The 22575-nt window shown below is 71.2% G+C and carries 21 protein-coding genes; 8 read left to right on the top strand and 13 right to left on the bottom strand.

Annotation, left to right across the window (positions count from 1 at the left end):
- Positions 1–881: 881 nt before the first annotated feature.
- The 5 genes from Apa02nite_RS46905 to Apa02nite_RS46885 form a co-directional block, all read right to left on the bottom strand.
- Positions 882–1388: a hypothetical protein gene (locus Apa02nite_RS46905; protein ID WP_203830926.1), complete on the bottom strand. Its 507-nt coding sequence runs from the start codon at positions 1386–1388 to the stop codon at positions 882–884.
- A complete protein-coding gene (locus tag Apa02nite_RS46900) occupies positions 1385–2377 on the bottom strand; it encodes a hypothetical protein (RefSeq protein WP_203830925.1) in 993 nt (330 codons plus the stop codon). The genes Apa02nite_RS46905 and Apa02nite_RS46900 overlap by 4 nt, the downstream gene beginning before the upstream one ends.
- A 101-nt stretch (positions 2378–2478) precedes the next feature.
- Complete coding sequence (locus Apa02nite_RS46895) at positions 2479–2970, bottom strand: hypothetical protein (protein ID WP_203830924.1); 492 nt, start codon at positions 2968–2970, stop codon at positions 2479–2481.
- Between the two features lie 31 nt (positions 2971–3001).
- Positions 3002–3700 carry an enhanced serine sensitivity protein SseB C-terminal domain-containing protein gene (locus tag Apa02nite_RS46890; RefSeq protein WP_203830923.1) on the bottom strand — a complete coding sequence of 233 codons (699 nt, stop codon included), beginning with the start codon at positions 3698–3700 and terminating at the stop codon, positions 3002–3004.
- Between the two features lie 54 nt (positions 3701–3754).
- Entirely contained in the window at positions 3755–5035 is a 1281-nt protein-coding gene (locus tag Apa02nite_RS46885) for an alpha/beta fold hydrolase (RefSeq protein WP_203830922.1), read from the bottom strand.
- 105 nt (positions 5036–5140) lie between these two features.
- Here Apa02nite_RS46885 and Apa02nite_RS46880 point away from each other — a divergent pair, with 105 nt between their 5' ends.
- A complete protein-coding gene (locus Apa02nite_RS46880; protein WP_203830921.1) occupies positions 5141–5725 on the top strand; it encodes a TetR/AcrR family transcriptional regulator in 585 nt (194 codons plus the stop codon).
- Between the two features lie 222 nt (positions 5726–5947).
- On the opposite strand, the gene Apa02nite_RS46875 is transcribed toward Apa02nite_RS46880, so the two are convergent.
- The gene (locus Apa02nite_RS46875; RefSeq protein ID WP_203830920.1) at positions 5948–6103 is read right to left on the bottom strand and encodes a hypothetical protein; all 156 of its coding nucleotides are present in this window, start codon (positions 6101–6103) and stop codon (positions 5948–5950) included.
- Positions 6104–6123: 20 nt separating this feature from the next.
- Between Apa02nite_RS46875 and Apa02nite_RS46870 the strand changes: the two genes are divergently transcribed.
- Positions 6124–6600, top strand: a complete 477-nt coding sequence (locus Apa02nite_RS46870; protein ID WP_203830919.1) for a GNAT family N-acetyltransferase — start codon at positions 6124–6126, stop codon at positions 6598–6600.
- 26 nt (positions 6601–6626) lie between these two features.
- Here the strand turns inward: Apa02nite_RS46870 and Apa02nite_RS46865 are convergent, their stop codons facing one another.
- The 3 genes from Apa02nite_RS46865 to Apa02nite_RS46855 are packed head-to-tail and all read right to left on the bottom strand — an operon-like array spanning position 6627 to position 11951.
- Entirely contained in the window at positions 6627–8873 is a 2247-nt protein-coding gene (locus Apa02nite_RS46865) for a glycoside hydrolase family 95 protein (protein ID WP_203830918.1), read from the bottom strand.
- Between the two features lie 13 nt (positions 8874–8886).
- Positions 8887–9843 carry an acetylxylan esterase gene (locus Apa02nite_RS46860; protein WP_203830917.1) on the bottom strand — a complete coding sequence of 319 codons (957 nt, stop codon included), beginning with the start codon at positions 9841–9843 and terminating at the stop codon, positions 8887–8889.
- 5 nt (positions 9844–9848) lie between these two features.
- Positions 9849–11951, bottom strand: coding sequence for an alpha-galactosidase (locus Apa02nite_RS46855; RefSeq protein WP_203830916.1), 2103 nt, complete (start codon positions 11949–11951; stop codon positions 9849–9851).
- 117 nt (positions 11952–12068) lie between these two features.
- On the opposite strand from Apa02nite_RS46855, the gene Apa02nite_RS46850 reads away from it, so the two are divergent.
- Together Apa02nite_RS46850 and Apa02nite_RS46845 are read left to right on the top strand one after the other, a co-directional pair.
- Positions 12069–13223 (top strand): ROK family transcriptional regulator, encoded by a 1155-nt coding sequence (locus tag Apa02nite_RS46850; protein WP_203830915.1) that lies wholly within the window; start codon positions 12069–12071, stop codon positions 13221–13223.
- Positions 13224–13279: 56 nt separating this feature from the next.
- Positions 13280–13861 carry a dihydrofolate reductase family protein gene (locus Apa02nite_RS46845; protein ID WP_203830914.1) on the top strand — a complete coding sequence of 194 codons (582 nt, stop codon included), beginning with the start codon at positions 13280–13282 and terminating at the stop codon, positions 13859–13861.
- A 109-nt stretch (positions 13862–13970) separates the two neighbouring features.
- Here Apa02nite_RS46845 and Apa02nite_RS46840 read toward each other — a convergent pair whose 3' ends face one another.
- Complete coding sequence (locus Apa02nite_RS46840; protein WP_203830913.1) at positions 13971–15326, bottom strand: flavin monoamine oxidase family protein; 1356 nt, start codon at positions 15324–15326, stop codon at positions 13971–13973.
- A 197-nt stretch (positions 15327–15523) separates the two neighbouring features.
- Here Apa02nite_RS46840 and Apa02nite_RS46835 point away from each other — a divergent pair, with 197 nt between their 5' ends.
- Positions 15524–16024 (top strand): LURP-one-related/scramblase family protein, encoded by a 501-nt coding sequence (locus Apa02nite_RS46835; protein ID WP_203830912.1) that lies wholly within the window; start codon positions 15524–15526, stop codon positions 16022–16024.
- Here the strand turns inward: Apa02nite_RS46835 and Apa02nite_RS46830 are convergent.
- The 3 genes from Apa02nite_RS46830 to Apa02nite_RS46820 all read right to left on the bottom strand — a co-directional run bounded on the left by Apa02nite_RS46830 (position 16021) and on the right by Apa02nite_RS46820 (position 18956).
- Positions 16021–17118, bottom strand: coding sequence for a glycosyltransferase (locus tag Apa02nite_RS46830; RefSeq protein WP_203830911.1), 1098 nt, complete (start codon positions 17116–17118; stop codon positions 16021–16023). The two genes, Apa02nite_RS46835 and Apa02nite_RS46830, sit on opposite strands and share 4 nt — an antisense overlap.
- 48 nt (positions 17119–17166) lie before the next feature.
- Positions 17167–18372, bottom strand: coding sequence for a sensor domain-containing phosphodiesterase (locus Apa02nite_RS51720; RefSeq protein WP_239165063.1), 1206 nt, complete (start codon positions 18370–18372; stop codon positions 17167–17169).
- 143 nt (positions 18373–18515) lie between these two features.
- Positions 18516–18956 carry a MarR family winged helix-turn-helix transcriptional regulator gene (locus tag Apa02nite_RS46820; RefSeq protein ID WP_083972534.1) on the bottom strand — a complete coding sequence of 147 codons (441 nt, stop codon included), beginning with the start codon at positions 18954–18956 and terminating at the stop codon, positions 18516–18518.
- A 73-nt stretch (positions 18957–19029) separates the two neighbouring features.
- Between Apa02nite_RS46820 and Apa02nite_RS46815 the strand changes: the two genes are divergently transcribed.
- The 3 genes from Apa02nite_RS46815 (at position 19030) to Apa02nite_RS46805 (ending at position 22430) form a co-directional block, all read left to right on the top strand.
- Entirely contained in the window at positions 19030–21117 is a 2088-nt protein-coding gene (locus Apa02nite_RS46815) for an LLM class flavin-dependent oxidoreductase (protein ID WP_239165062.1), read from the top strand.
- Positions 21114–22010, top strand: coding sequence for an LLM class flavin-dependent oxidoreductase (locus Apa02nite_RS46810; protein WP_203830910.1), 897 nt, complete (start codon positions 21114–21116; stop codon positions 22008–22010). Before Apa02nite_RS46815 ends, Apa02nite_RS46810 begins: the two co-directional genes overlap by 4 nt.
- Before the next feature lie 132 nt (positions 22011–22142).
- Positions 22143–22430 carry a hypothetical protein gene (locus Apa02nite_RS46805; protein ID WP_067705915.1) on the top strand — a complete coding sequence of 96 codons (288 nt, stop codon included), beginning with the start codon at positions 22143–22145 and terminating at the stop codon, positions 22428–22430.
- The last annotated feature ends 145 nt before the right edge of the window (positions 22431–22575 follow it).

Here is a 22575-nt window from a genome sequence, read left to right as displayed (position 1 = left end):
ATCGCGGTTGCGGGCGCGGGCAGCAGCGTGTGCAGCTCAACGTGAGAACCAAGAGGCAGCCCGGCGAGCGGCGTTTACAGCTCAGCAGAGGTTGAACGCAGCTCGCCGAACGGGACGTACACCTCAGCAGCGGAAGATCGAACGCGGATACCGCAAGGGCCGTCCACGGCGGTCTTCGCCGCGCCGTGGACCGCGCGGACCGCGACCGAGCAGACCCGGCAGTCGGGCACCGGGCCAGCTGGTGTCCGGACAGTCGCGGCATGGCGTCCACCGCGCCGGGGCCGGGCGCGGCGCTAGCCGCCGGTGTCGTCGGGCCCGTGATGGTGCCTCACATTTCTCGCAGTGGTCGATCGTCGTCAGCGTGGAAGTAGCGACCTCCACGTCCGGTAGTTCCCGTTGCAGTTCGTGTGCCGGGGCCACGCCCTCATCGGCCCACCCGCCGCTCGCCCAGTCCTCGTCGCGAGACCCGTACCGCCCAAACATTTCGTTCCAGGCCCGCAGTCGCCGCGTCATGGACGCCGAGACGCCCAACTCGTTCAACCCGCCGCGCCCGTATGCATCCTCCGCGAGCAACCACGCTTGCAGCGCCCCGAGCGCTTCAACCACGTGCCGGCCCGCCGTCGCGGCTGGCTCGAACGACGTCTGGTCATCCACGATTTCAGATTGTGGCAGTCGCCACGGGACGTGGAAGCCAGACCCGGAAAGCCTCGGGGCGATCGCTGGGGATGCGGGCGGCGGACCGGCTCAACGCGCGATCGGTCCGGGCGTTCGACGCGGTGGTCTGCATGACCGGCAGGGCCGAGCGGGAGTTGAGCGCCGGATAAGTCTTAACAGTCCCGCACGTACTCTCATCGGCGTGTGAGTGTGCTTCGGCCTTGTGACTACCACGGCCAGTCTTGGGCGAGGTCAGCTTCAGATTCGCCGGGCCAGACGATGAAGGCCTGGTCGCCGGAGTCGTCGAAGATGAGTTGCGGTCCTGCTGCCGACGCTATGGCGCACGCTGCGGCGAGGGTGCCTGCCCTGCTCGGTTTGCGCAACGACACCGTCTCCACTCTGGTGTCGGAGCTGAGCGGCAGCCCGAGGCCGGCCTGCTCAGCGCCGTGCAGACTCACCTCACCGAGGTCGCGCCCACGGTTGCGGGCGCAGAAGGCCGGATCCGGGCATCGCAGCAACGGCGGAGCCGCATCGGCATCCCTGATCTGGAACCAGGGATCCCCGTGGCAGCCGGCGCGGTCCAGGGCGACCAGGATGCCGGCGACGGTGGGCAGAGGCACGGGGGCGGGCAGCGCGCTGGGGAATCCTCGTGAAGGAGTGGCTGCTGCCGCCCATTCCATGACGCCGCCGTGGGCCGCCTGGTGCAGGGGGATCACGAACAAGGACCAGCTCACCGCTGGAGTCCGTCATCGTCCAGCAGGTCGAGCCATTCCGGTGGCAGGTCGCCGGTGCGCCACAGGTCGATGGTGAATTCTTCGGTGTGAGGCTCGTCGGTCGGGTGTGCGGGGAACTCTGCGCGGTCTGGAGGCTGGCGTCGGCGCGCTACTCGTACCGAATAGGTGCCGGCTCCCTCGGGCAGGGGCTCGGGCAGGCTTCGGGAGGGATCTGGAGCGGATTCGAGGTAGAGGCGCGCGGATGGGCATTCCAACCGGAGGACTTCGGTGTGCCGGAAATCCTGATTCGCGGATCGGGGGCCGGGGTCTGCGTTCCACACCGCGACATTCACCAGCGCCGTCCGCACTGACCCGCAGTACATCAGCAGCTCGCGGCCGTTCGACACGGCTACCGCGTCCTTGCCGGAAATCAGCAGCTGGTTGGTCTCGTGCGGAGGTTCCTCCACCAACTCGTCGCGAATCGCGAGGTTGGAGTAGGAGATCGGCTGGCGGAGATCGTGGTTCAGAAGTCGAGTAGCCACCTCGATGGCGGCGACGGTCAGGACCAAGGGGAACTCCTTGTCCATCTGGCCGAGGAGCAGCGCGATGATGCGCCCCTCGTGCCGCCAAGCCGGAAACGTCTCGCCACTGGTGAACATCGCGAGGTCGTATTCGAGACTGGAAATACCCTCGTCACCGGCCACCACGCGCTCGTAATCGGCATGGAACGAGTGCGGCTCCGGCGGCCGCCATCTCGCCGTCAACGCCACGACGACGTCGCGCCGAAACTGCTCGAAGCTCTGGTACTCCTCGTCCAGCAGCCGCCACGCCGTCCCGTCATGGTCGGCGGGCGTTTCGTGAAGGCTCGCGAAGACCGCGATCGGCACGAAATGGGCCCGCGACCCGCTCTGCGCCGCGCCCTCGAGCCAGTCGCTGGAGTCCGCCGATCCGTCCAGAAACGGTCGCGCCAACAGTTCCTCCGCCGCCGCGACCACGCCGCCGATATCCACGGCCGGATCGTAGCGGCCACCTACGCGACTCGTCTGGCTGGTGAGCGCGCTGAGCCACGATCGCTCCAGCAGCCGGGACTGACGGTGACTCCGCGTTTCCTCTATTCGGGAGTGCAACTGCTGGCCCAGCCGTCCTGGCCCTGGCCGTTCACCTCCAGGATGTAGTTGGCGGATTCTGAGCCGGACGAGGGAATAGCGAAGTGGACGAACTGGCCGTCCACTTTCGTGAAGTAGCAGTTGATGCCGGTGGCCGCTCTCGTCGTCCCCGGCGGAACCGCGGAGTTGGGTCTCGCCTGCCATCCGTCCTGCACCAGCGCGGCCTCGTAGAAGGCGACGATCTCGGTGCGAGCAAGCGGACTGCGATAACTGCGGGTCGCATAGGCCTGACCGTTCGAAGCGTCACAACCGCTGCCGCTCTTCGTGGGAGTGGCAGACGCGGGACGCGCGTCCAGAATCGGCAGGTCGTTCAGCTGCTTGGCGAGCTGGACGTCGCGCTTCGAGCAGATCTCGGAGCTGTCGTCCTCGGCCGCGCAGGCGACAACGGCTCCCGCGAGGAGTGCCGCTGACACGGCAAGCCCGACCATGTGGTTCACATCCGCATGATCCGGCTTTTTTCGTACGCTGTCAGCCGGCCGGAAAGAACGGCTCGGTGTTCGCCGTCAGCCAGTCGGTCAACGGGTCGCCGGCCGGGCGGAGCACCACCGTGTCGACCGGGAACGGCGAGGTGACGCGGGCGGTCACCTCCCGTACCGCGGCGAAGACCTGATCCATGTCCCCCTCGGCGCGCAGCAGCACCCCGATCAGCAGCGCCGGGGGCTGGTCGCCGACCTTGCCGAGCGCCAGCCTGGCCTCCAGCACGGCGGGCAGCGCAGCGAACGCGCCGGCCAGAGCGGCGAGCAGCTCGTGCGGCTCCTCCACGGGCAGGCCGAGTCGCATCCGGGAACCGGCGGCGACCCGCCTCTCCCCGCCGCGGATCTCGTCGACGCCGGACGCCCGGATGGGCAGGCCGATCGCGCCGCCGGGGTTGACCGCCAGGCCGAGCTCGGGTGACAGCAGGGCGGCCAGTTCCCGGCCGGGCAGCACCATGTGCGCCTCCCCGGACGCGGCCAGCCCGAACTGCTCGGCGGAGGTGAACACCGCCACGTACGGCCCGTCCGGCAGGGTCATGATCGGCAGGGTGGCGTCGCCGCCGGGCTGTGCTCCGGCGGGCAGCGGCACCCAGAGGTCGTTCTCGCGCAGGGCGTGCAGCAACTGCTCACCGGTCGCCGTCCCGGCGCGGGTGTCGGCGAGCACCGACTCGAGAGTGTTGGCCGGGAAAGTCATGCCGGGATGCTATCCGTGCGCGAAATCGGGCCCGAACAGCACGTCATGCAACAGTCAGCGGTGCCCGTGCAGGAAGGCGGGGATGTCGGCGCGAGCCGGATAGTCGGGCAGCGGGGCGGGCTGGTCGGCGAGGAACGCGGTGATGACGGCGGCGGCGCGCTGGTTGTTGTCGTCGAGGCCGTTCCACATGTGGTGACCGACCCCGGGCAGGTACTGGGTGCGTCGGATGGCGGGATCCGCCGCCAGCACCGCGGTCTGCCACTGACGGACCTGCGCGGAACATTCCGCGATCATCAACATTGCGGGGGTACGGGACAGGCCCAGCTGCGGGGCGATCGAGGGTGAGTCGATGAGCGTCTGCTGCACGCGCAGGCTGGCGGCGGCGTTGAAGGAGAAGTTCTGCGGGCTGTCCTCGACGGGGATGCGGAGCGCGTCGTGGGCGCAGTAGGCGGACGCGGTGTCGCCGCCGAGGTCGGCGGCGGTGAACGCGTTGACTCCTTCGGCCTGGCCGATCAGGCCGTTGTCGAGCCCGAGCAGGCCGAGGCGCATGAGGCCAAAGGCCACGCCGTAGCGGGGCAGGTACGTGGACCGGGCGCCCGGCGGGGCCGCGGCGGAATCGCGGGCGGACGGCTGGCCCGCATGCCCGCCGATCCGGCTGGTGGGGCCGTCCATCGGGCCGGGCTCGGCGATGATCGCGCGGTGCACGCGGGCGGCGCCGGCGGGGTCGGCCAGGGCGCGGGTGAGCACGATCGCGCCGGAGGAGAACCCGAGCACGTCGACCGGCCCCCGGCCCAGGTGGTCGATGAACGCGCCGAGGTCGGTGGTCAGCCGGTCGATGGTGTACTGCGGCATGGGCAGCAGGTCGCTGCGTCCGCCGCCGGCCTGCTCGTACGCATAAACGTCGTAGCCCTGGCCGGCGAGCTGTCGCAGGAACGTGTGGTCGAGCAGCGCGATGCCGCGGATCGGGCCGCCGTGGAGATAGACCAGGGGCGTCGCGCGGTGCGGGGCGCCGGCGTCGGGCGGGTAGTGGTAGACCGCGACCCGGCTTCCGGTGGCGAGGCGCCAGTGCTGTGTGACGACGAACGGCAGGTCAGCGGGGTAGCGCCGCTCGGTGGGGACGGTGGGGATGCACACTGTGACGGTCAGCGCGGCGGCCGCCGCGACCGCCGCCAGCCGGCCTCGCCTGCGGCCGCGGCTGAAACGGAGCGTGGCGGCGGTTGCCGTCAGGAAGGTCGCCAGCCAGGCGACGAGTCCACAACCGGCCCCGTCGGTAGCGACGATCAGGGTGAGGAACCCGAGGATCGACCCGGTGGCGGTTAACAGGTTTCTTCCCATCGACATCCCTTCCGATCAGTTTCCGAACGCCGTTTCAAAACACTGTATCAAAACTGCGCCGCCCGTCGGCCCAGGCGTGACAAGCAGGGCTTTAGGCTGGACATCGTGGGTAGACCGAGAACCAACGACGACGCGGTGAAGGACCGGCTGGTGCAGACCGCGACCGAGATGCTGGCGACCCGGCCCCGCGAGTCGCTCAGCATCCGCGCCCTCGCCGCGGCCGCCGGGACCGCGACCGCGGCGGTCTACACGTTGTTCGGCAGTAAGGACGCGTTGATCGGCGAGGTGCGCACCAGGGCGGTCAGTGGGTTGTTCGCGTTCTTGTCCGTGGTTCCGGCCAGCAGTGATCCGCTCGCCGACGTCTCCGCGCTGGCGGAGGGATACCGGCGGTGGGCCCTCGGGCACCCGCACCTGTACGCGGTCCTGTTCGGCGGCCTCCAGTCGTTCGACCCGTCGGGGACGGCCGGAACGGGTGACCCGATCGGCCTGCTTCTCGACGCGATCAACCGGGGGCGGGCGGCGTCGGTCCTCGCCGGCGACCCGGCGGACATCGCGCTGTCGCTTTGGGTCGCGTTGCACGGGCTTGTGACGTTGGAACTGGCCGGGGCACTCGACAGCGCCACCGCCGACCGCACGTTCGCTTCAGCCGTGCCCGCGACGCTGCGCGGCTGGGCGTGCTCAGAGGTCTGACACGTTGTGCGAGTGGAGACCATGCCCGTCGGCGTTGGCCCTCGCCTCGAAGCTGCGCCGGCTGGCGTCCGAAGACAAACCAAAACCAAGGATTTGTACGATGTGAGCTGCGCCGAACACACCACCGTAGAACCCGCCGTCGTCCGGCCGCAGCCGCGACGGGACCTCGAAACCTGGCGCGCCAGGTCACAGCCTTACGGCGCTCCCTCCGCTGACAGCTCTCTACTGCTGCAGCTCCACCGGGCGCTGCACGTAGCTCACGGTGATCTCGTCGGTGCCCGGGCCGGGCCGGAAGCCGACCAGGCCGGCGGAGGTGCGGTAGACGCTGCACCCGGCCAGGGCGAGCGCCAGGACCAGGGCTGTCGCGACCGCGCTCAAGGCATCTCCAGAATGTGATCATGACCGACGACATGGTGATCCGCCCCTACGAGGCCACTGACGCCGACGGTACGTGGCAGGTCTTCCACGCCGCCGTCCACGGCACGGCCAGCCGCGACTACACCCGCGAGCAGGTCGAGGCGTGGTCGCCGCCCACCGTCGATGAGGCCGCGTGGCACAGGCGTCGTTCGGCGGCGCACACCTACGTCGCCTGCCTGGACGGGGCGGTCGTGGGCTTCAGCGACTTCACCGACGACGGCCTGCTGGACATGCTGTTCGTCCACCCGCGGGTCGGCGGCCGCGGGGTGGCTCGTGCGCTGGTCACCCGGATCCTGCGGGAGGCGACCGCCGCCGGCCTCCCGCGGCTGCATGTGCACGCCAGCCTGACCGCGAGACCCGCGTTCGAGCGCTTAGGGTTCACCGTCGACGCCACCCGGCTGGCCGAGATCCGAGGGCAGCAGCTCCAGAACTTCGACATGAGCACCGTCATTGCTTGAGGAGAACCTCGGGGTGCAGCACACGCCTACTTGAAGTGGTGCCGTTCGACGGTGAGCTCCTGGGCTGGGTCGCAGGTGAGCTCGGTGGTGGTGTCGCGGTAGCGGATGCGGGTGGTCGTGGCCGTGCCGGAGCGGATCCGGGCTGCCGACAGCTCGCCGTCCTGCCAGCTCAGGTCGACGGTGAAGCCGCCGCGGGCGCGCAGCCCGCTCACCGCCCCCGAAAGCCACATCGACGGCAGCGCCGGGAGCAGCTCGATCTCCTCCCCGTCGGACTGCAGCAGCATCTCGGCGATCGCGCCGGTCCCGCCCGCGTTGCCGTCGAACGAGTAGATGTTCTGCGGGGCGCCGGCGATCCCGCCGGCCGAGTAGCTGAGCAGGTTCGCCTCGCTGGTGTCGGCGATCAGCCGGGTGACGTGCACCAGGGCCTGGTCGCCGTCGAGCAGGCGGGCGTGGAAGGCGGCGAAGTTGGCCTCCACCCACTCGGTCTGCTCCCAGCCGGGCGCCTGCTGGCGGCGTTCCAGGGTGACCGCGGCGGCGCGGGCCAGCTCCGGGGTACGGCGCGGGCTGATCTGCCGTTCCGGGAAGACCGCGACCAGGTGGGCGGTGTGCCGGTGGGCCGGGTCCGCCTCGTCGAAGTCGTCCAGCCACTCCTGCAGCTGGCCGTGCCGTCCGATCCGGAACTCGGAGAGCCGCTCACGAGCCGCCGAGACCCGGTCGCGCAGGTCGGCGTCGACGCCGAGGATGGTGGCGGCCTGCGCGCAGATCCGCAGGATCGCCTCGGTCAGGACCCGGTCGGAGGTGGCGCCCATCGCGACCGAGCACGGCGTGCCGTCCGGCGCCAGGTACCAGTTCTCCGGTGACTCGGCGGGTCCGGGCACCAGCCGTCCGCGGGCCGGCTCGGGCACCAGATATGACAGCAGGAACAGGGCGGCGTCGCGCAGGACCGGGTACGCCTCGTCGCGCAGGTAGTCCTCGTCCGGCTGGTACTCGTAGTGCTCCCACAGCTGCAGGGCGATCCAGGCCCCGCCGGTGACGTTCATACCCCAGCCGATGCCGCTGCCGGGTGCGGTGTAGCCCCAGGCGTTGGTGACGGTGTGCGCGACCCAGCCGTCCGCGTCGTACATTTCTCGCGCGGTGCGACGACCGGCGGAGGCGAGGCGCTGGACGAATCGGATCAGCGGGGCGTGGCACTCGGCGAGGTTCGTCGACTCGGTGGCCCAGTAGTTCTGCTGGGTGTTGATGTCGAGGTGGAAGTCGTTGCTCCAGCCCATGCTGCTGGCGAACCCGTCGTTCCACACGCCCTGCAACGCCAGCGGCAGCGGCGAGTCCTCGCGGGAGCCGGCGATGGTCAGGTAGCGGCCGTACTGGAAGTACAAAGCGATCAGGTCGTCGTCGCGGTGACCCTGGGCGAGGCGGTTCCGGCGTACGTCGGTGGGCAGCGCGACCGGCTCACCGAGGTCGATCGACACCCGCCGCATCAGCCGCTGATGGTCCGCGATGTGCGCGGAGCGCAGCACGTCGTAGCCGGCCACGGGGAACACCGGCTGCGCGGAACCCGCCCAGTCGGTGCCGACGGCGATCAGCACCACGACCGCGTCCGCGCCGGTGACCGTGATCGTGTCGCCGTCACGGGACAGCGTGCCGCCGTCGAGCTGGAACCGGGCGCGGATCTCCACGGCGACGCCGTCGCGTCCGTTGCTGTGCAGCGATTCCACCGCCCGGCCGCTGAACGCGAGGCCGTCCTCGGTGGTCGTGGTCGCGCCCGGCAGCACGGTGTCGTCGAGCGTTGCGGAGAAGCTGATGGCGGCCGGTCGGCTCGAGCTCAGCCGCATGGCGATCACGCCGTGCGGGTGCGAGGCGAAGATCTCCCGTACAAAATGGCCGATTTTGATCGTGGCGAGGCCGGTGTCGAGGTCGAGGGAACGCCGGTAGTCACCGGCCGCGTGCTCGGCGAAGTCCAGGCGCAGCCGGGGGAGGGGGACGTTGGTGCCGAAGTTGGTCGGCCGGCCGGGCAGGTGCTCGGTGGCCAGCTGCTGGGCCTCGGCGAACTTTCCGTCGAAGAGCAGCCGGCGGATGGCCGGGAGTTCACGCAGCGCGGTCGGGCTCACGTCACCGTCGGTGGGTGCGCCGGACCACGCGGTCGACTCGGAGAGCCGGATGATCTCGGTGCCGATCCCGCCGTGGACCATGCCGCCGAGCCGGCCGTTGCCGATCGGCAACGCCTCGAACCAGCGTTCCGCCGGCCGGTCGTAGTACAGAACGCTGGAAGACATGGCGTGATCCTTTTCAGGTGAGCTGGTCGCGGAGCCAGGGGAGCTGCACCGGGGCTTGCTGGCTGCCGCCGCCCTCGTGCCGGTTGTAGGGCCAGACCTGGATCGTCTTGGGTCCCGCGTAGTGGTTGTAGGCGGCGAACACCGTCGACGGCGGGCACACGTCGTCCATCAGGCCGACCGAGTACAACGCCGGCGCCGTGCCTCGCGCGGCCAGGTGCACGCCGTCGAAGTAACCCAGCGTCGCGAAGACGTCCGCGATCCGGTCACGGTTGGTCGCGAGGAAAACCGAGATCTCCTGGTACGGATACGAGTCGGTGATCTCGGTGGCCCGCCGGAACCAGGTCAGGAACGGCACGTCGATCAGCGCCGCCCGGACCCGGCGATGCAGCCCCGCGACGGCCTGCGCGATGCCGCCACCCTGGCTCGCCCCGGCCACCACGATCCGGTCGGCATCAACGTCGTCCAGCGTGGCCGCCAGGTCCACGGCGCGCACCGCGTCGGTGAACAGCCGCCGGTAGTAGTACAGCTCGGGGTCGAGGACGCCGCGGGTCATCAGCCCCGAGTGGTGCGGTGTGGTGTCGCCGGCCAGGTCGGGGGTGTCGCCGTCACCCTGCCCGCGCGAGTCCATCACCAGCACGGCGTATCCGGCGGCCGGCCACAGCAGCCACTCGTGCGGGCGGCCGCGCCCGCCGCCGTACCCGATGAACTGCACGACGCACGGCACCGGCCCGCTGCGCACCGTGGGCAGAATCAGCCACGCGGCGACCGGCTGGCCGCCGTAACCGCGGAACCGCACGTCGAAGACCTGCACGCCGGGCAGCAGCGCGTCGTATGGTGTGAGGCTCGCCGCCAGGTCGTGCTCGCGGGCCTCGGTCAGCGTGCGGGCCCAGAACGCGTCGAAGTCGGCGGGTTCGTCGAGCGCCGGGCGGTAGTCGTGCAGGGCGGCGAGCGGGAGGTCGAACATGGCCATCGGGGTCAGCCTTTCGCGGCGATGCGGGTGAGGTGGACCAGCACGCTGGCGTGGTCCCCGCGGGGCAGGGTGAGCGGGAGTCCGGCGTGCCGCAGCACGGCACCGGAGTGCACGGTGCCGGTGTCCTGCTCGCGGTAGTGCGCGTCGGGGTCGAGAGCGGTCAGCCGCAGCGGCGCGGGCTGGTGGCCGAACGGCCGCGACGGGCACCAGGCGAGCACCACGAACTGGTCCTCGTGCGCGTAGCCGACCGCGCTGAGCGTGCCGTCGCCGGCCAGCCGGTACGCGGTCCCGTGCTGCACCACCGGCCGGATCCGCTTGTACGTGGCGATCAGCTCGGCCGCGTCCTTCAGCTCGTCCTCGCTCCAGGTGGCGAGGTCGCCGCCGATCCCGAGCGCGCCGGCCATCGCGACGTGGAACCGGAAGCGCATCGGCGTCCGCCGGCCGGTCGCGACGTTCGGGTTGTCGGTCACCCACGCGCCCATCACCTGCGCGGGGAACAGCTGGCTGAAACCGTGCTGGATGCCGATCCGGTCGACCGGGTCGGTGTTGTCCGACGTCCACACCTGGTCGGTGCGGGCCAGGATGCCCAGGTCGGCGCGCCCGCCGCCGCCGGAGCAGGCCTCGATGCGCAGCCGCGGATGGTCGGCGCGCAGCCGGTCCATGATCTGGTAGACGGCGCGGGTGTGCTCGAGCCACACCCGGTCCGGGTCGGCGTGCCCGGGCCAGCCCGCCTCGGTGAACGGCCGGTTCGCGTCCCACTTGAGGAAGTCGATGTTGTGCTCCTCGACCAGCCGGTCCAGCCAGGCGTGGGTCCAGGCCGCGACGTCGGTCCGAGCCAGATTGAGTACGAGTTGCTGGCGCATCTGCGTACGACCACGGTGCGGCATGTGCAGCACCCAGTCGGGATGTGACCGGTAGAGGTCACTGTCGGGGTTGACCATCTCGGGCTCCACCCACAGGCCGAAGAGCATGCCGAGCCGGTGCACCTCGGCGGCGAGCGGCCGCAGCCCGTGCGGGAAGCGCTCCGGGTTCGGCGTCCAGTCGCCGAGCCCCGCGTGGTCGCTGACCCGCTCGCCGAACCAGCCGTCGTCGACCACGAACAGCTCGACACCGAGCCGGGCGGCGCGGGCGGCCAGCGCGGTCTGCCCGGCCTCGTCGACGGCGAACCCGGTCGCCTCCCACGAGTTGTAGAGCACCGGGCGCAGCTCGCCGGGGTGCGCGAGCACGTGCCCGCTGACGTACGCGTGCCAGGCCCGGCTGGCGGCGCCGAACCCGCCGGCGGTGAACAGGCCGGCGTACACCGGGGTCTGCAGCGTCTCGCCGGGTTCCAGGGACCAGGTGAGTCCCTCGTGCCCGTGCCCGCCGGTCCACGCGACCCGGCCGACCGGGTCGCGGTGCAGGGTGATCCGCCAGCTGCCGCTCCAGGCCAGCGCGGTGCTCCACACCTCGCCGCGGTCCTCGCCGGCGGTGCCGTCGTCCAGCGCCAGCCACGGGTTGGCCTGGTGGCTGGTCATCCCGCGCCGGCTGGTGAAGACCGTCTCGGCGGCCGGCACCTCGCCGCGGCGCAGCTGGAACTCGCTGTTCCAGCCGCCGACCAGGTGACTCATCCGGTAGCCGTCGCGGTGCGGCAGCGTCCAGGCCGCGCTGTCGCAGCGCGACACGGTGATCGGGAGCTGGTCGTCGCGGTTCTCGACGCTGGTCCAGCGCTCGATCACGTCGCTGTCCTGATGAACCCGGTAGTGCAGGGTGACGCGCAGCGGATAATGCCGGTCATGCAGGTGGATGCGAAGGTGCCCCTGGTCGGTGTCGTGCCCGGCGTAGCGCCACTCGACGCCGCGGCTCCCGTCGGCGAACCGCACCTGCAGCCCGGCCGGTCCGAACCGCGCACCACCCTCGGCGGCCAGCTCCGGCACCCCGCCCGCGTCGTCGAAGCTGCTGCCCGCCGCGGGCCGGCGCTCGGCCAGCTCCCGGGCCTGCGCCGGGGACAGTCTCGCCCCCCAGTGCACGTGCTGCACGACGTCGTTCTCGTCGAGCCGGATGGCGTACGACGTCGACGGGGTGTGCAGCAGCCACAGGCGCTGGTCCGGCTGGAACTGCAGGTCGGGCATCTGGATCCTCGAGGTGATCGTCGGAAGGCTTCGGCCGATGAGTGCGGCGAGCGTAGGACCGCCGTCGCGGCTAAATCAATACTTGACGAAGGAAATTATTAAGGGTAGATTTTCGCCATGTTTCCCTACGGCGAGGCCGTGGCGCCCGCGGTCACGTCCGTGTTCACCGCGGTGCTGACCGAGGGCCCGATCAGTCGCGTCGCGCTCGCCCGCCGGCTCGACCTGTCCTCGGCCGCCGTCACCAAGGCGGCCCGCCCGCTCATCGAGATGGGTTACCTGGAGGAGCTGGCCGCCACCGAGCGCACCGGCCCCGGCGCCGGCCGCCCGGCCAGCCCCCTGGCGATCCGCGCCGACCGCGAGTTCTTCGTCGGCGTGAAGATCACCCGCGACGAGCTGATCGGCGTGGTCTGCGACCTGCGCGCCGGGGTCCGGGCGTCGGCGCACCGGCGACTGGCCGCCACCGACGTCGACCACGTGCTCACCGAGCTCGGCGAGCTGGTCGACGACCTGCTGGACGGCCCCGGCGACTACCGTTCGCGGACCCGCCGGCTCGGCGTGGCGATCTCCGGGGACGTCGACCACTCCACCGCCCAGGTGCGTTACTCACCGTTCCTGCGGTGGCGCGACGTGCCGCTGGGGGAACGCGCCGGGAAGATCACCGGACTGACGACCTCGGTCGAGAACGACGTGAAGGCGCTGACCACCGCCGAGCAGTGGTTCGGCGAGGGGGTGGGCGTCGACTCGTTCGCCCTGGTCACCGTCGGTGCCGGCATCGGCTGCGGCCTGATCGTCAACGGCCGGCTGGTGTCCGGGTCGCACGGCGTGGCCGGGGAGATCGGCCACATCGGCTTCGACATCGACGGCCCGGAGTGCCACTGCGGCAGTCGCGGCTGCGTCGAGGCGGTCGCGGGGGCGGATGCGATCGTGCGCCAGGCCCGGGAGGGCACCGGCCGCCCGGAGCTGACGTTCGAGGACGCGGTGGCGCTGGCCCGCTCCGGCGACGCCACGGTGGGCGCGGTGTTCGCCCGCGCCGGGACGGCGATCGGCGCGGGCATCGCCGCGGTCGCCAACCTGGTCGGCCCGGCCCGGATCGTGGTCTCCGGCGAGGGCCTGTCGGCGTATGACCTGTTCGAGCCGCACATCCGCGCCAGCTTCCAGCGGCAGGCGTTCGGCGCGGCGGCCGACTGCCCGCTGTCGATCCGCGCGCTGCCGTTCGAGCAGTGGGCCCGCGGCGCGGCCACGGTCAGCATCAAGGACCTGGTCGGTTCCTGACCCACGGGTGATGCTGGGGCCATGGAGTACGTGTCCCGAGAGCAGAGGAGAGCCCCGTGGGCAAGGTGGTCATGTACGGCTCGGTATCGGTGAACGGCTTCGTCGCGGACGAGAATGACCAGCCCGGGCCGCTGTTCGACTGGTTGACCGGCGGTGACGTCCCGCTCGACGGGAGCGGCATGCTGACGGTGTCGCAGACGTCCTACGACTACATCCGGCCGTACTGGGACCAGATCGGGGTGACGGTCGTCGGCCGGCGCGTCTTCGACCTGACGGACGGCTGGGGCGGGGAGCCGCCGAGCGGGATCGACCACGTGGTCGTCGTGTCGCACCGGCCGGCCCCCGAGGGCTGGGACCCCGCGGCGCCGTTCCACTTCGTCGACGGCGTCGAGGCGGCCGTGGCCACGGCGCAGAAGCTCGCGGGTGACCGTCTGGTCGAGGTCGCCGCCGGCGACGTCGGTGGCCAGGTGCTGGCCGCGGGCCTGGTCGACGAGGTGCGGATGGACGTCGTCCCCGTGGTGTTCGGGTCCGGTAAGCGCTACTTCGGGTCGGTCGACGCGCAGCACCTGCTGGCGGACCCGGACGTGGTGATCCAGGGCAACCGGGTGCTTCACCTGCGCTACCCGGTGCGCCGCTGAGCGGGCTCGGCCGCGACGCGCGGCCGCGGCCGTGAGCCACCGCGGTGTCGCGGTGGCCTCACGGGCGGGACGTGGCTCGTAGCCTGCGGGCGAGCGCCCGGTATTCGTATCACATGGGGTTGATGATGGCCTCGGCGGCCGCGCGGCCCATCCGCAGCGCACCGTCCACATGCTGGAAGCCCGCTCCGGCGATGTCCGAGCATGCCCAGTGGATCGGGCCGACCGGGGTGCGCACGTCGCTGCCGTAACGCGACAGGCCGCCCAGGTCGAAGCTGGCACCGTAGGCGCCGCGGGTCCACTCCTCGCTGCCCCAGTCCGACTCGTAGTAGACGACCGGTGCGAGGGCCTGGTCGCCGAGGAAGACCGCGATCGACTCCAGGATCCGGCGGCGGCGCTCCGCGGTGTCCAGGGCGAAGAGCTGGTCGGCCTTCTCGTCGGAGATGAAGCCGACCAGGGTGCCGCGGCTGTCGCCGTGGTTGGTGTTGTCGTAGACCTCCTGCACCAGCGAGCCCGAGCCGAAGCCGGTGCCGGACAGGCCGTCGGCGCGCCAGAACGGCGTGTCGTAGACGGCGTGCACCTTGATCACCAGGCCCATCGACAGGTGCTGGTGCATCTGGTGCTGGCGGCGGGGCAGCGGCGGGTCGAAGCTGATCCGGGTGTAGAGCGGCGGCGGCACGGCCACCACGACGTGGTGGGCCCGCACGGTGATCCCGTCGGCGACGACCGTCACGCCGTCCGGTCCGGTTGTGATCGTACGAACGGGAGCACCGAGATGAACGTCCTCGCCGAGCGAGGCAGCGATCCGGAGTGACACCTCCTGCATGCCCCCGACGACGCGCCGGTCGAGGATGTAGTCCTCGTCGGTGAGGTGCGAGAACGACCCGGCGGACGCGGCCATCAGCACCGCCTGCAGGGTGGAGAAGCTGTGCGCGGGCTTGGTCAGCATGCCGCCCGCGATGAACAGGCCGACCGCGTTGCAGGCCTCCTCGTCGCCGGACTGCTGCCGCAGCCAGCTGTGGAACGAGACGGTGTCCAGCTCGCGTGCGAGCGGGTGCGCCCACGGCCGGTCCGCGCCGATCTCGGCGACCAGGCCGTCGAGGATGCCGGTGAGCCGCTCGATCTCGCTGATCGTCTTCTCGCCGGCCGGGAAGACCGACCCGTCGTAGCGGATCCGGGTGCCGTCCGGGGTGAGGTAGACCGAGTCGCCGTCGCGGTGCCGCGGGTACGTCTCCAGGCCCAGCTCGTCGAGCAGGTCGCGCAGCACGTCCTGGTCGGGGGAGACCCACTGGCCGCCGATCTCCAGGAACGCGCCGTCGATGACGTCGCTCCAGGTACGGCCGCCGACGCGGTCGCGGGCCTCCAGGACGGCGACGGTGCGGCCCGCTGCCCGCAGCGTGCGTGCGGCCATGAGTCCGGCCGGTCCGGCGCCGACGATGGCGACGTCCCGGTCGATGATGGTGCTCATTGAAAGTCTCCGTTACTGCGGCCGTGTGCCGACGGTGCGCTGCGTGCGATCTTGGCGGCAGGGTAGAGGATGGTGGTCAACGCCGCCACCTTCCCGCCCTGGTCCGGGCCTCGATCTCGATCTTGAACGTCGATGAAACCGGGGTACCGCCGTTACGTCAATGTGTTGACATAAGCCGGTCGGGTAAGAATCACGGTATGTATGTGATCAGAGAGCGGTTCTTCGCGTTCGGCGACGACTTCGACGTGCTGGACGAGCACGGCACGAAGCTGTACCACGTGGACGGCAAGGTGCTGAGCGTCCGGGACAAGGTGGTCATCGAGGACATCGCCGGTGACGAGGTCGCGAGTGTGCACCGGCAGCTGGTGGCGCTGCGCCAGACGTACGAGATCCGGATCGCCGGTGAGAAGGCGGCCGAGGTCCGCAAGAACCTGTTCACCCCGTTCCGCGACAAGTTCACCATCGACGTGCCCGGCCCGGACGACCTGGAGATGAAGGGCAACCTGCTCGACCACGAGTACGTGATCGAGCAGGGCGGCGACGAGGTCGCCGCGGTCTCCAAGCGCTGGCTGACCATCCGCGACACGTACGCGGTCCGGGTGGCCGAGGGCGTCAACCCGCTGCTGATCATCGGCAGCGTGCTCGCCCTCGACCTGGCCCTGGAGCGCGCCGAGGACAAGAAGGGCAAGGACGACTAGGCGCTGACCAGCTTCTCCAGCGCGGGTACCACGGACTCCGGTGCGGGCATGGCGGCGATCTCGGCCGCCACCTCCCGGGTCGCGGCGTGCAGCGCGGGGTCGGTGAGCAGCCGGTTCAGGTCCGCCGCGGTGATCGCCTTGGCCGGCACGGCAAGACCCGCGCCACGGCGCGCCAACAGGTCCGCGTTGTGCTTGCGGTCCCCGGCACCCGGCGTCGTCATCTGGGGTACGCCCGCAGCCAGGCCCCCGAGCACGCTGCCCGCCCCGGCATGGTGGACGAAGCCGGCGGCGTGCGGCAGCGCCTGGTCGAGCGGGATCCGGCCGACGACCCGTACGTTCGGCGGCAACGTCCCGCGCGTCCTGCCCCGGACCAGCACGAACTCGGCGTCCACCGCGTCGGCGGCGGTGATCACGGCGGCGCTCGGGTCGCCGGTGTCCGGCCCGTTCAGGGTGCTGTGGCTGACCAGCACCCGGGGCCGGTCGCCGGGGGCGCCCAGCCAGTCCGGCAGCTCGCCGCCGCCGGAGCAGGGGACCGCCCGCATCATCACCACGTGCTCGGCGCCGACCGGCTCACGCAGACTCGGCGGGCACACCGCGATGGTCAGCTCGGGCGCCGGAATGTCCGTGCCGGCCAGCACCGAACTGGTCGTCACCGACCGGAACAGCTCGGTGGCCGGCCACAGCGTGTTCTCCTGCAGCACCGACGGGATCGACAGCCGCCCGGCCACGATCGCACCTGCCTCACTGAGCGGCTCGTACACGATCAGATCCGGACGTTCCCGCTCGGCCAGCGCCAGCAGCGGTGCGACGAGGGCCAGGTTGGCCCGGCCGAAGATCTCGCCGACGAAGCTGGTGCCGGCGCCCCCGCGCATCTCGGCGCGGGCCAGGCGCGGGTGCCGCAGCACCGCCCGCAGCGCGCTGCGCTCCAGGCTGAACCGGGCACCGATGTCAGCGGTGCGCAGGCCGAGCACGTCGGGCGGGAACCCGCCACTGGCCAGGATCACCTCGTGCCCGGCGTCCCGGCAGGCGGCGGCGAGGGGGATCAGCGGCATGAGATGGCCCTGCAGCGGGACCGCCACGAACATGATGCGCATGCACCGCGTTCTATCACGGCGCGGCTGTGTCGCGGCTGAGCCGAGTCGTCAGGGCAGCTCGCCGGGGCGGGCCAGGTGGTAGCCCTGGCCGTACTCGATGCCGATCTCGGTGAGCCGGTCGAGCTCACCGGCGGTCTCGATGCCCTCGGCGATCAGGCTCGCGCCGATCTGGCCGGCGAAGTCGTTCAGGCTGCGGGCCAGGGCCGCCTTGACCACGTCGGTGTCCACGTCGCGGACCAGGCTGATGTCGAGTTTGATCAGGTCGGGGCGCAGCTGCAGGATGTGCTGCAGGCTGGCGTACCCGGCGCCGGCGTCGTCGACGCTCAGCCGGATGCCGGCCCGGCGCAGCGAGTCGAGCGCGCCGGTGAGCGAGGGGTAGTCGCCGACCTGGGTGTGCTCGGTGACCTCGATGGTCAGGCGCGGGCTCGCGTGGGCGAGCAGCGTGTCCAGCACCTCGGCTTCCAGCAGGGCCTCGGCGGACAGGTTGACCGCGAGCCCGAGGTGGCCGGGCAGGTCGGGCAGCCGTTCCAGGGCCTGCCGGACGGCGAGGAGCTCCAGCGGCACGCCGAGCCCGCAGAGCGAGGCCGCGGCGAACGCCCGGTCCGGCCCGGCGAACGCGCCCGGATCGAAGCGGGCCAGCGCCTCGTAACCGACGGTGGCCCGGTTCCGCAGCCGGACGATCGGCTGGAACACCATCCGGACGTCCCGGGCTTCCAGGACTGCCTGCACGGCGCGGCGCGCGGTCGCGACGCTGTGCCGCTGCAGGGCGAGGGGTCCGCCCATGTGGTCGGCGAGCAGGTCGGCGATCAGGGTCAGGTACTGCACCGCCCGCTGGTCGAGCGACGGGTCGGGATGCTGACTGGCGCAGCACAGCAGGCCGGTCGTGAGGCCGTCCGGCGAGCGCCACGGCACGCCGGCGTACGAGCCGATCCGCAGCTCACGGGTCACCTCGAGGTCACGGGTGACCGGGTGGCGGCGGGCGTCGTGCACGATGTCCGGCAGGGTCCCGGCCAGGATCCGGGTGCAGAACGAGCCGATCAGGTCCCGGTCACCCAGCTCGACGTTCATCGCCCGGGTCGCGCCGGTGGCCGCCCAGACGGTCAGCGCGTCCGAGCCCACCGTCGAGACCCAGGCCACCTCCACGCCCAGCTGATCGCGAACCTTGTCGAGCAGCCGCTCGATCTCGGCCAGGCCGGCCTCGTCCGGCCGCGCCGACGGCGTCCCGGTCGCGGGTTCCGCTGAGACTGCTCGCACGTCGGTTCTCCTTGCCCGGCCCGTCGCCGCCACCACACTGGAGAACTTCGGCGCAACCGTCCCGCCCTTGAGCAAAACGCCGGGATGGTCGCTCGCGCCAGCCGAAAACCGCGAGCGCGCGACACCCCTGAGTGCCAGCCGGGTCAGTGCACGTGGTGCGGGAGATCCTCGCTGAGCCGGGCGACCACCTGGTCGGAGATGGTGGCCAGGGCGGCGAGCTGCTCGGCGGAGAGGACGTCGCCGAAATACCGCCGGACGGCCGCCTCGTGGCAGTCGCGGGCGGCCGCGATCTGCTCCCGGCCCCGGTCGGTCAGGTGGATCACCGCGCCGGGTGCCTTCTCGATCAGGCCGCGCTGCTCCATCCGGCGCAGCTGATGTGACAAGCGTGACTTCTCCCAGGCCAGCCCGCACCGCAGGGCGACCGAGCGCACACTCGTCTCGGCGGACTGCTCGAGGAAGAACAGGATGTCGTAATCGGCCTCCGACAGCCCGGTGGACCGGCCCAGCTCCCGGTTGATCTGGGAGTTCAAGAGCACCCGCATGCGCTGATACGCCTGCCAGGTGGTGAAGACGTCGGGGGTCACGCGTCGAATCCTACGTCGGCCGGTTTGCAGATCAGACGACGGTTGATGTATCAACGAGTTGACACATCAACCCATGGCTGGCCTGGAGGCCGCGATGAAGCATCGGCTGCGATTCGGCGCACTCGTCACCTCGGTGGCCGAGGCGCGCCGGGCCGAGGAACTGGGCTACGACCTGGTGGCGGTCTCGCCGGATGAGCGGGACCCGTGGACGCTGCTGAGCTGGATCGCCGGGCACACCGAACGGGTCGGGCTCGCCGTCACCGGTCTCGACGCCGCCGACCGCGAGCCGACCGTTCTCGGTCGCGCGGCCGCCAGCCTCGACCTGCTCTCCGGCGGCCGGCTCAGCCTGGCGCTGACCGGCGAGCACCTCGGCGAGGTGACCGATATCGTCCGGGGCGTGCTGGACGCCGACCAGGCCGGTCCGCTGCGCTACCCGGGCGAGCACCACCGGGTTCCGAAGGCGCAGCGCGGTCCGCTGCCCGCTCACCGGATCCCGATCTGGCTGACCGGGACCGATCCCGCGTCGCTGGCACTCGCCGGTCGCACCGCGGACGGGTGGATCGCCGACCTCGAGCAGGTCAGCGCGGATGAGCTGGTCACGGCGTACAAAATCATCGAAGCGGCCGCGAGCGAAGCGGACCGTGACGCTGACGAGATCCGCCGGATTCTGATCGTCGATCCGGACCGCTCCGCGGCCGAACTCTCCGCGCTGGGCGCGGACACCTTCCTGTTCCGCGCCGCCGTGCTCCCGGATCTGACCGCGTGGGAGACGTTGCGGGACTCCTCCGGGCCGTCCGTTTTCCGACCAGCTTCGGTACGGTCCAAGCGCCGCGACGGTATCGCCTACGACGAGCTCCCGGCGAGTCTCGCCGCGACCGCGGTCGAACCCGGTGACCTGGACTACGCGCGGGTCCGCTCGACCTACATGCGCGGCGGCGCGCCCGGCCTGGTGCTGCGGCCCACCACCACTGCGGAAGTCGTCGAGGCCCTGGCGGTCGCCCGCGCGCACCCGGAGCTGCCGTTCGGCCTGCGCAGCGCCGGGCACGGGGTGAGCGGCCGGTCCACCAACGACGGCGGCATCGTGGTCAGCCTGGCCGCGCTGAACACCATCGAGATCCTCGACGAGGCGCGGCGCCTGATCAGAGTCGGTCCCGGCGCCCGCTGGATGGACGTCGCCCACGCCCTGCGCCCGTACGGCTGGGCGCTCAGCTCGGGCGACTACGGCGGTGTCGGCGTCGGCGGGCTGGCCACCGCGGGCGGGGTCGGCTGGCTGGCCCGCAAACACGGTCTCACCATCGACCACCTGCACGCCGTCGAGATGGTCCTGGCCGACGGCAGCGTGGTGCGTGCCTCGGCGACCGAGAACGCCGACCTGTTCTGGGCGGTCCGTGGCGCCGGCGCCAACTTCGGCGCGGTCACCTCGTTCGAGTTCGAGGCGTACGAGGTCGGCGACGTCGGTTTCGCCCAGCTCGTGGTGGCCGCCGACGACCCGGCCGACCTGCTGGTCACGTGGGGGCGGGCGATCGAGGCGGCGCCCCGTGACCTCAGCGGCCAGCTGATCATGGGGCCGCCGCGTCCGGGGCAGCCGGCGTACGCGCAGCTCATGGCGGTCGTCGACAGCGACGATCCGGAGACCATCATCGAGCAGGTGCAGCCGATCGCCGCGATCGCGCCGCTGTACCAGCAGGAGGTGGTGCTCACGCCGTACGCCGGGGTGATCTCCAACGCCGCCGACGGTGGCTATCACCAGGGTGTCGGTGAGCCGACCTCGCGCTCCGGCCTGATCGAGCACCTGACGCCGGCCTTCGCCCGGGCCGTGGTGAAGCTGCTCGCCAGCGGTGCGGTGCACTGGTTCCAGATCCGCACGGTCGGTGGCGCGGTCGCCGACGTGCCCGCCGATGAGACCGCTTATGCCCACCGCTCCGCGAACTTCTCGGTGATCGTGATGGGCTCGTCGAAGCAGCGGGTCGACGCCGCGTGGGCCGGCCTCGCCGAGCACTTCGACGGGCTCTACCTGAGCTTCGAGACCGATCAGAGCCCGGAACGTGTCGCGGACGCGTTCCCGCCGGCCACCCTGGCCCGGCTGCGCGAGCTGAAACTCCGCTACGACCCGGACAACCTCTTTCGCGACAACTTCAACATCAAGGCGGCGGCGCGATGACCGACTACGGCCAGGATCTCCTCTTCGGTACGTTCATCACGCCCACCGCCCAGCCGGTGCACCAGGCGGTCGAGCTGGCCGTCGTCGCCGACCGGGCCGGCCTGGACCTGGCGACGTTCCAGGACCACCCGTACCTGCCGAAGTTCCACGACACGTGGACCCTCATCTCGTACGCGGCGGCGCGCACCACCCGGATCCGCCTCAGCGGCAACGTGCTGAGTCTCCCGCTGCGCCAGCCCGCCGTGCTGGCCCGCAGCCACGCGAGTCTGGACCGGCTGACCGGCGGCCGGATCGAGCTGGGCCTGGGCGCGGGCGCGTTCTGGGACGGCATCGAGGCGATGGGCGCCCGCCGGCTGACCCCGGGCCAGGCGGTCACCGCGCTGGGCGAGGCCATCGAGATCATCCGCGCGGTCTGGTCCTCCGAACCGGGCCCGGTGCGGGTGAACGGTGAGTTCTACCAGGCCGACGGCGTGAAGCGCGGTCCAGCGCCGGCCCACGACATGAGCATCTGGGTGGGCGCCTACAAGCCGCGGATGCTGCGCCTGATCGGCCGCGCGGCGGACGGGGTGCTGCCGTCGCTGTCATACCTGGAAGGCGGCCCGGCGGACTACGCGGTGATCAACCAGCACATCGACGACAGTGCGGTGGCCGCCGGCCGGGAGCCGGCCCGGATCCGCCGGATGCTCAACATCAACGGGACGTTCAGCGGCTTCGGCAAGTCCTTCCTGAACGGCCCGGCCGAGCAGTGGGCGGAGGATCTGGCGGGGGTCGCTCTGGAACACGGTGTGAGCACGTTCATCCTGGCCAGCGACGACCCGGCGGCGATCGAGGAGTTCGCGGGGGACGTCGCCCCAGCGGTGCGAGAGCTGGTGGCAGCCGAGCGAGCCCACTGACCCACCCCGGCCCGCGCGGCAGGGGTTCGGACCCCGGAACGAGAGCTGATCATGATCGCACGGTGTGCCGGTTCAGATATGACGCCGGTGTCATGGCGCGAACGAGCGTAGTTCGGGATAACCTAGCGGTATATGGCTACCTTCCGCAGCGCCTCAGTCCTTCTCTCCTCCGACGGCACCCGGACTCCCGGCACCGCCGCGCTCTTCGCCGAGCCGGCCCGCAAGGGTGGTGTCCCGCCGTGGGCGGGGGATTTCCGGCCCGCCAACAGCGCCGGTAACGGCCCCAAGAGCCCGATCGGGAAGACCTTCACGTTGGAGCTGCCCGACGGCAGCACCGGCAAGGTCGTCGTCCAGGGCCTGAAGAGTGGGAAGGGCGGCGTCGTGCTGGCGCTGATGGGCGAGGACGCGCCCCCCTTCTGACCGAGTCTGATCGCCCACCGGTTGGAGACTGCCGGTGGGCCACTTGGCGATGGTTCCTGGCGATGAGAATGCGCTGCACCTTCCGGCCCCGGCTCTGACCTTGGTCGGCGGGCCGCGCACGGTCCGCCTCGGGGCGAACCGCCTG

The organism is Actinoplanes palleronii (genome assembly GCF_016862315.1).
In the GTDB taxonomy this organism is placed as follows: Bacteria; Actinomycetota; Actinomycetes; order Mycobacteriales; family Micromonosporaceae; genus Actinoplanes; species Actinoplanes palleronii.
The sequence above is the reverse complement of the archived record's forward strand: the minus strand, read 5'-3'. Positions and strand labels throughout refer to the sequence as shown.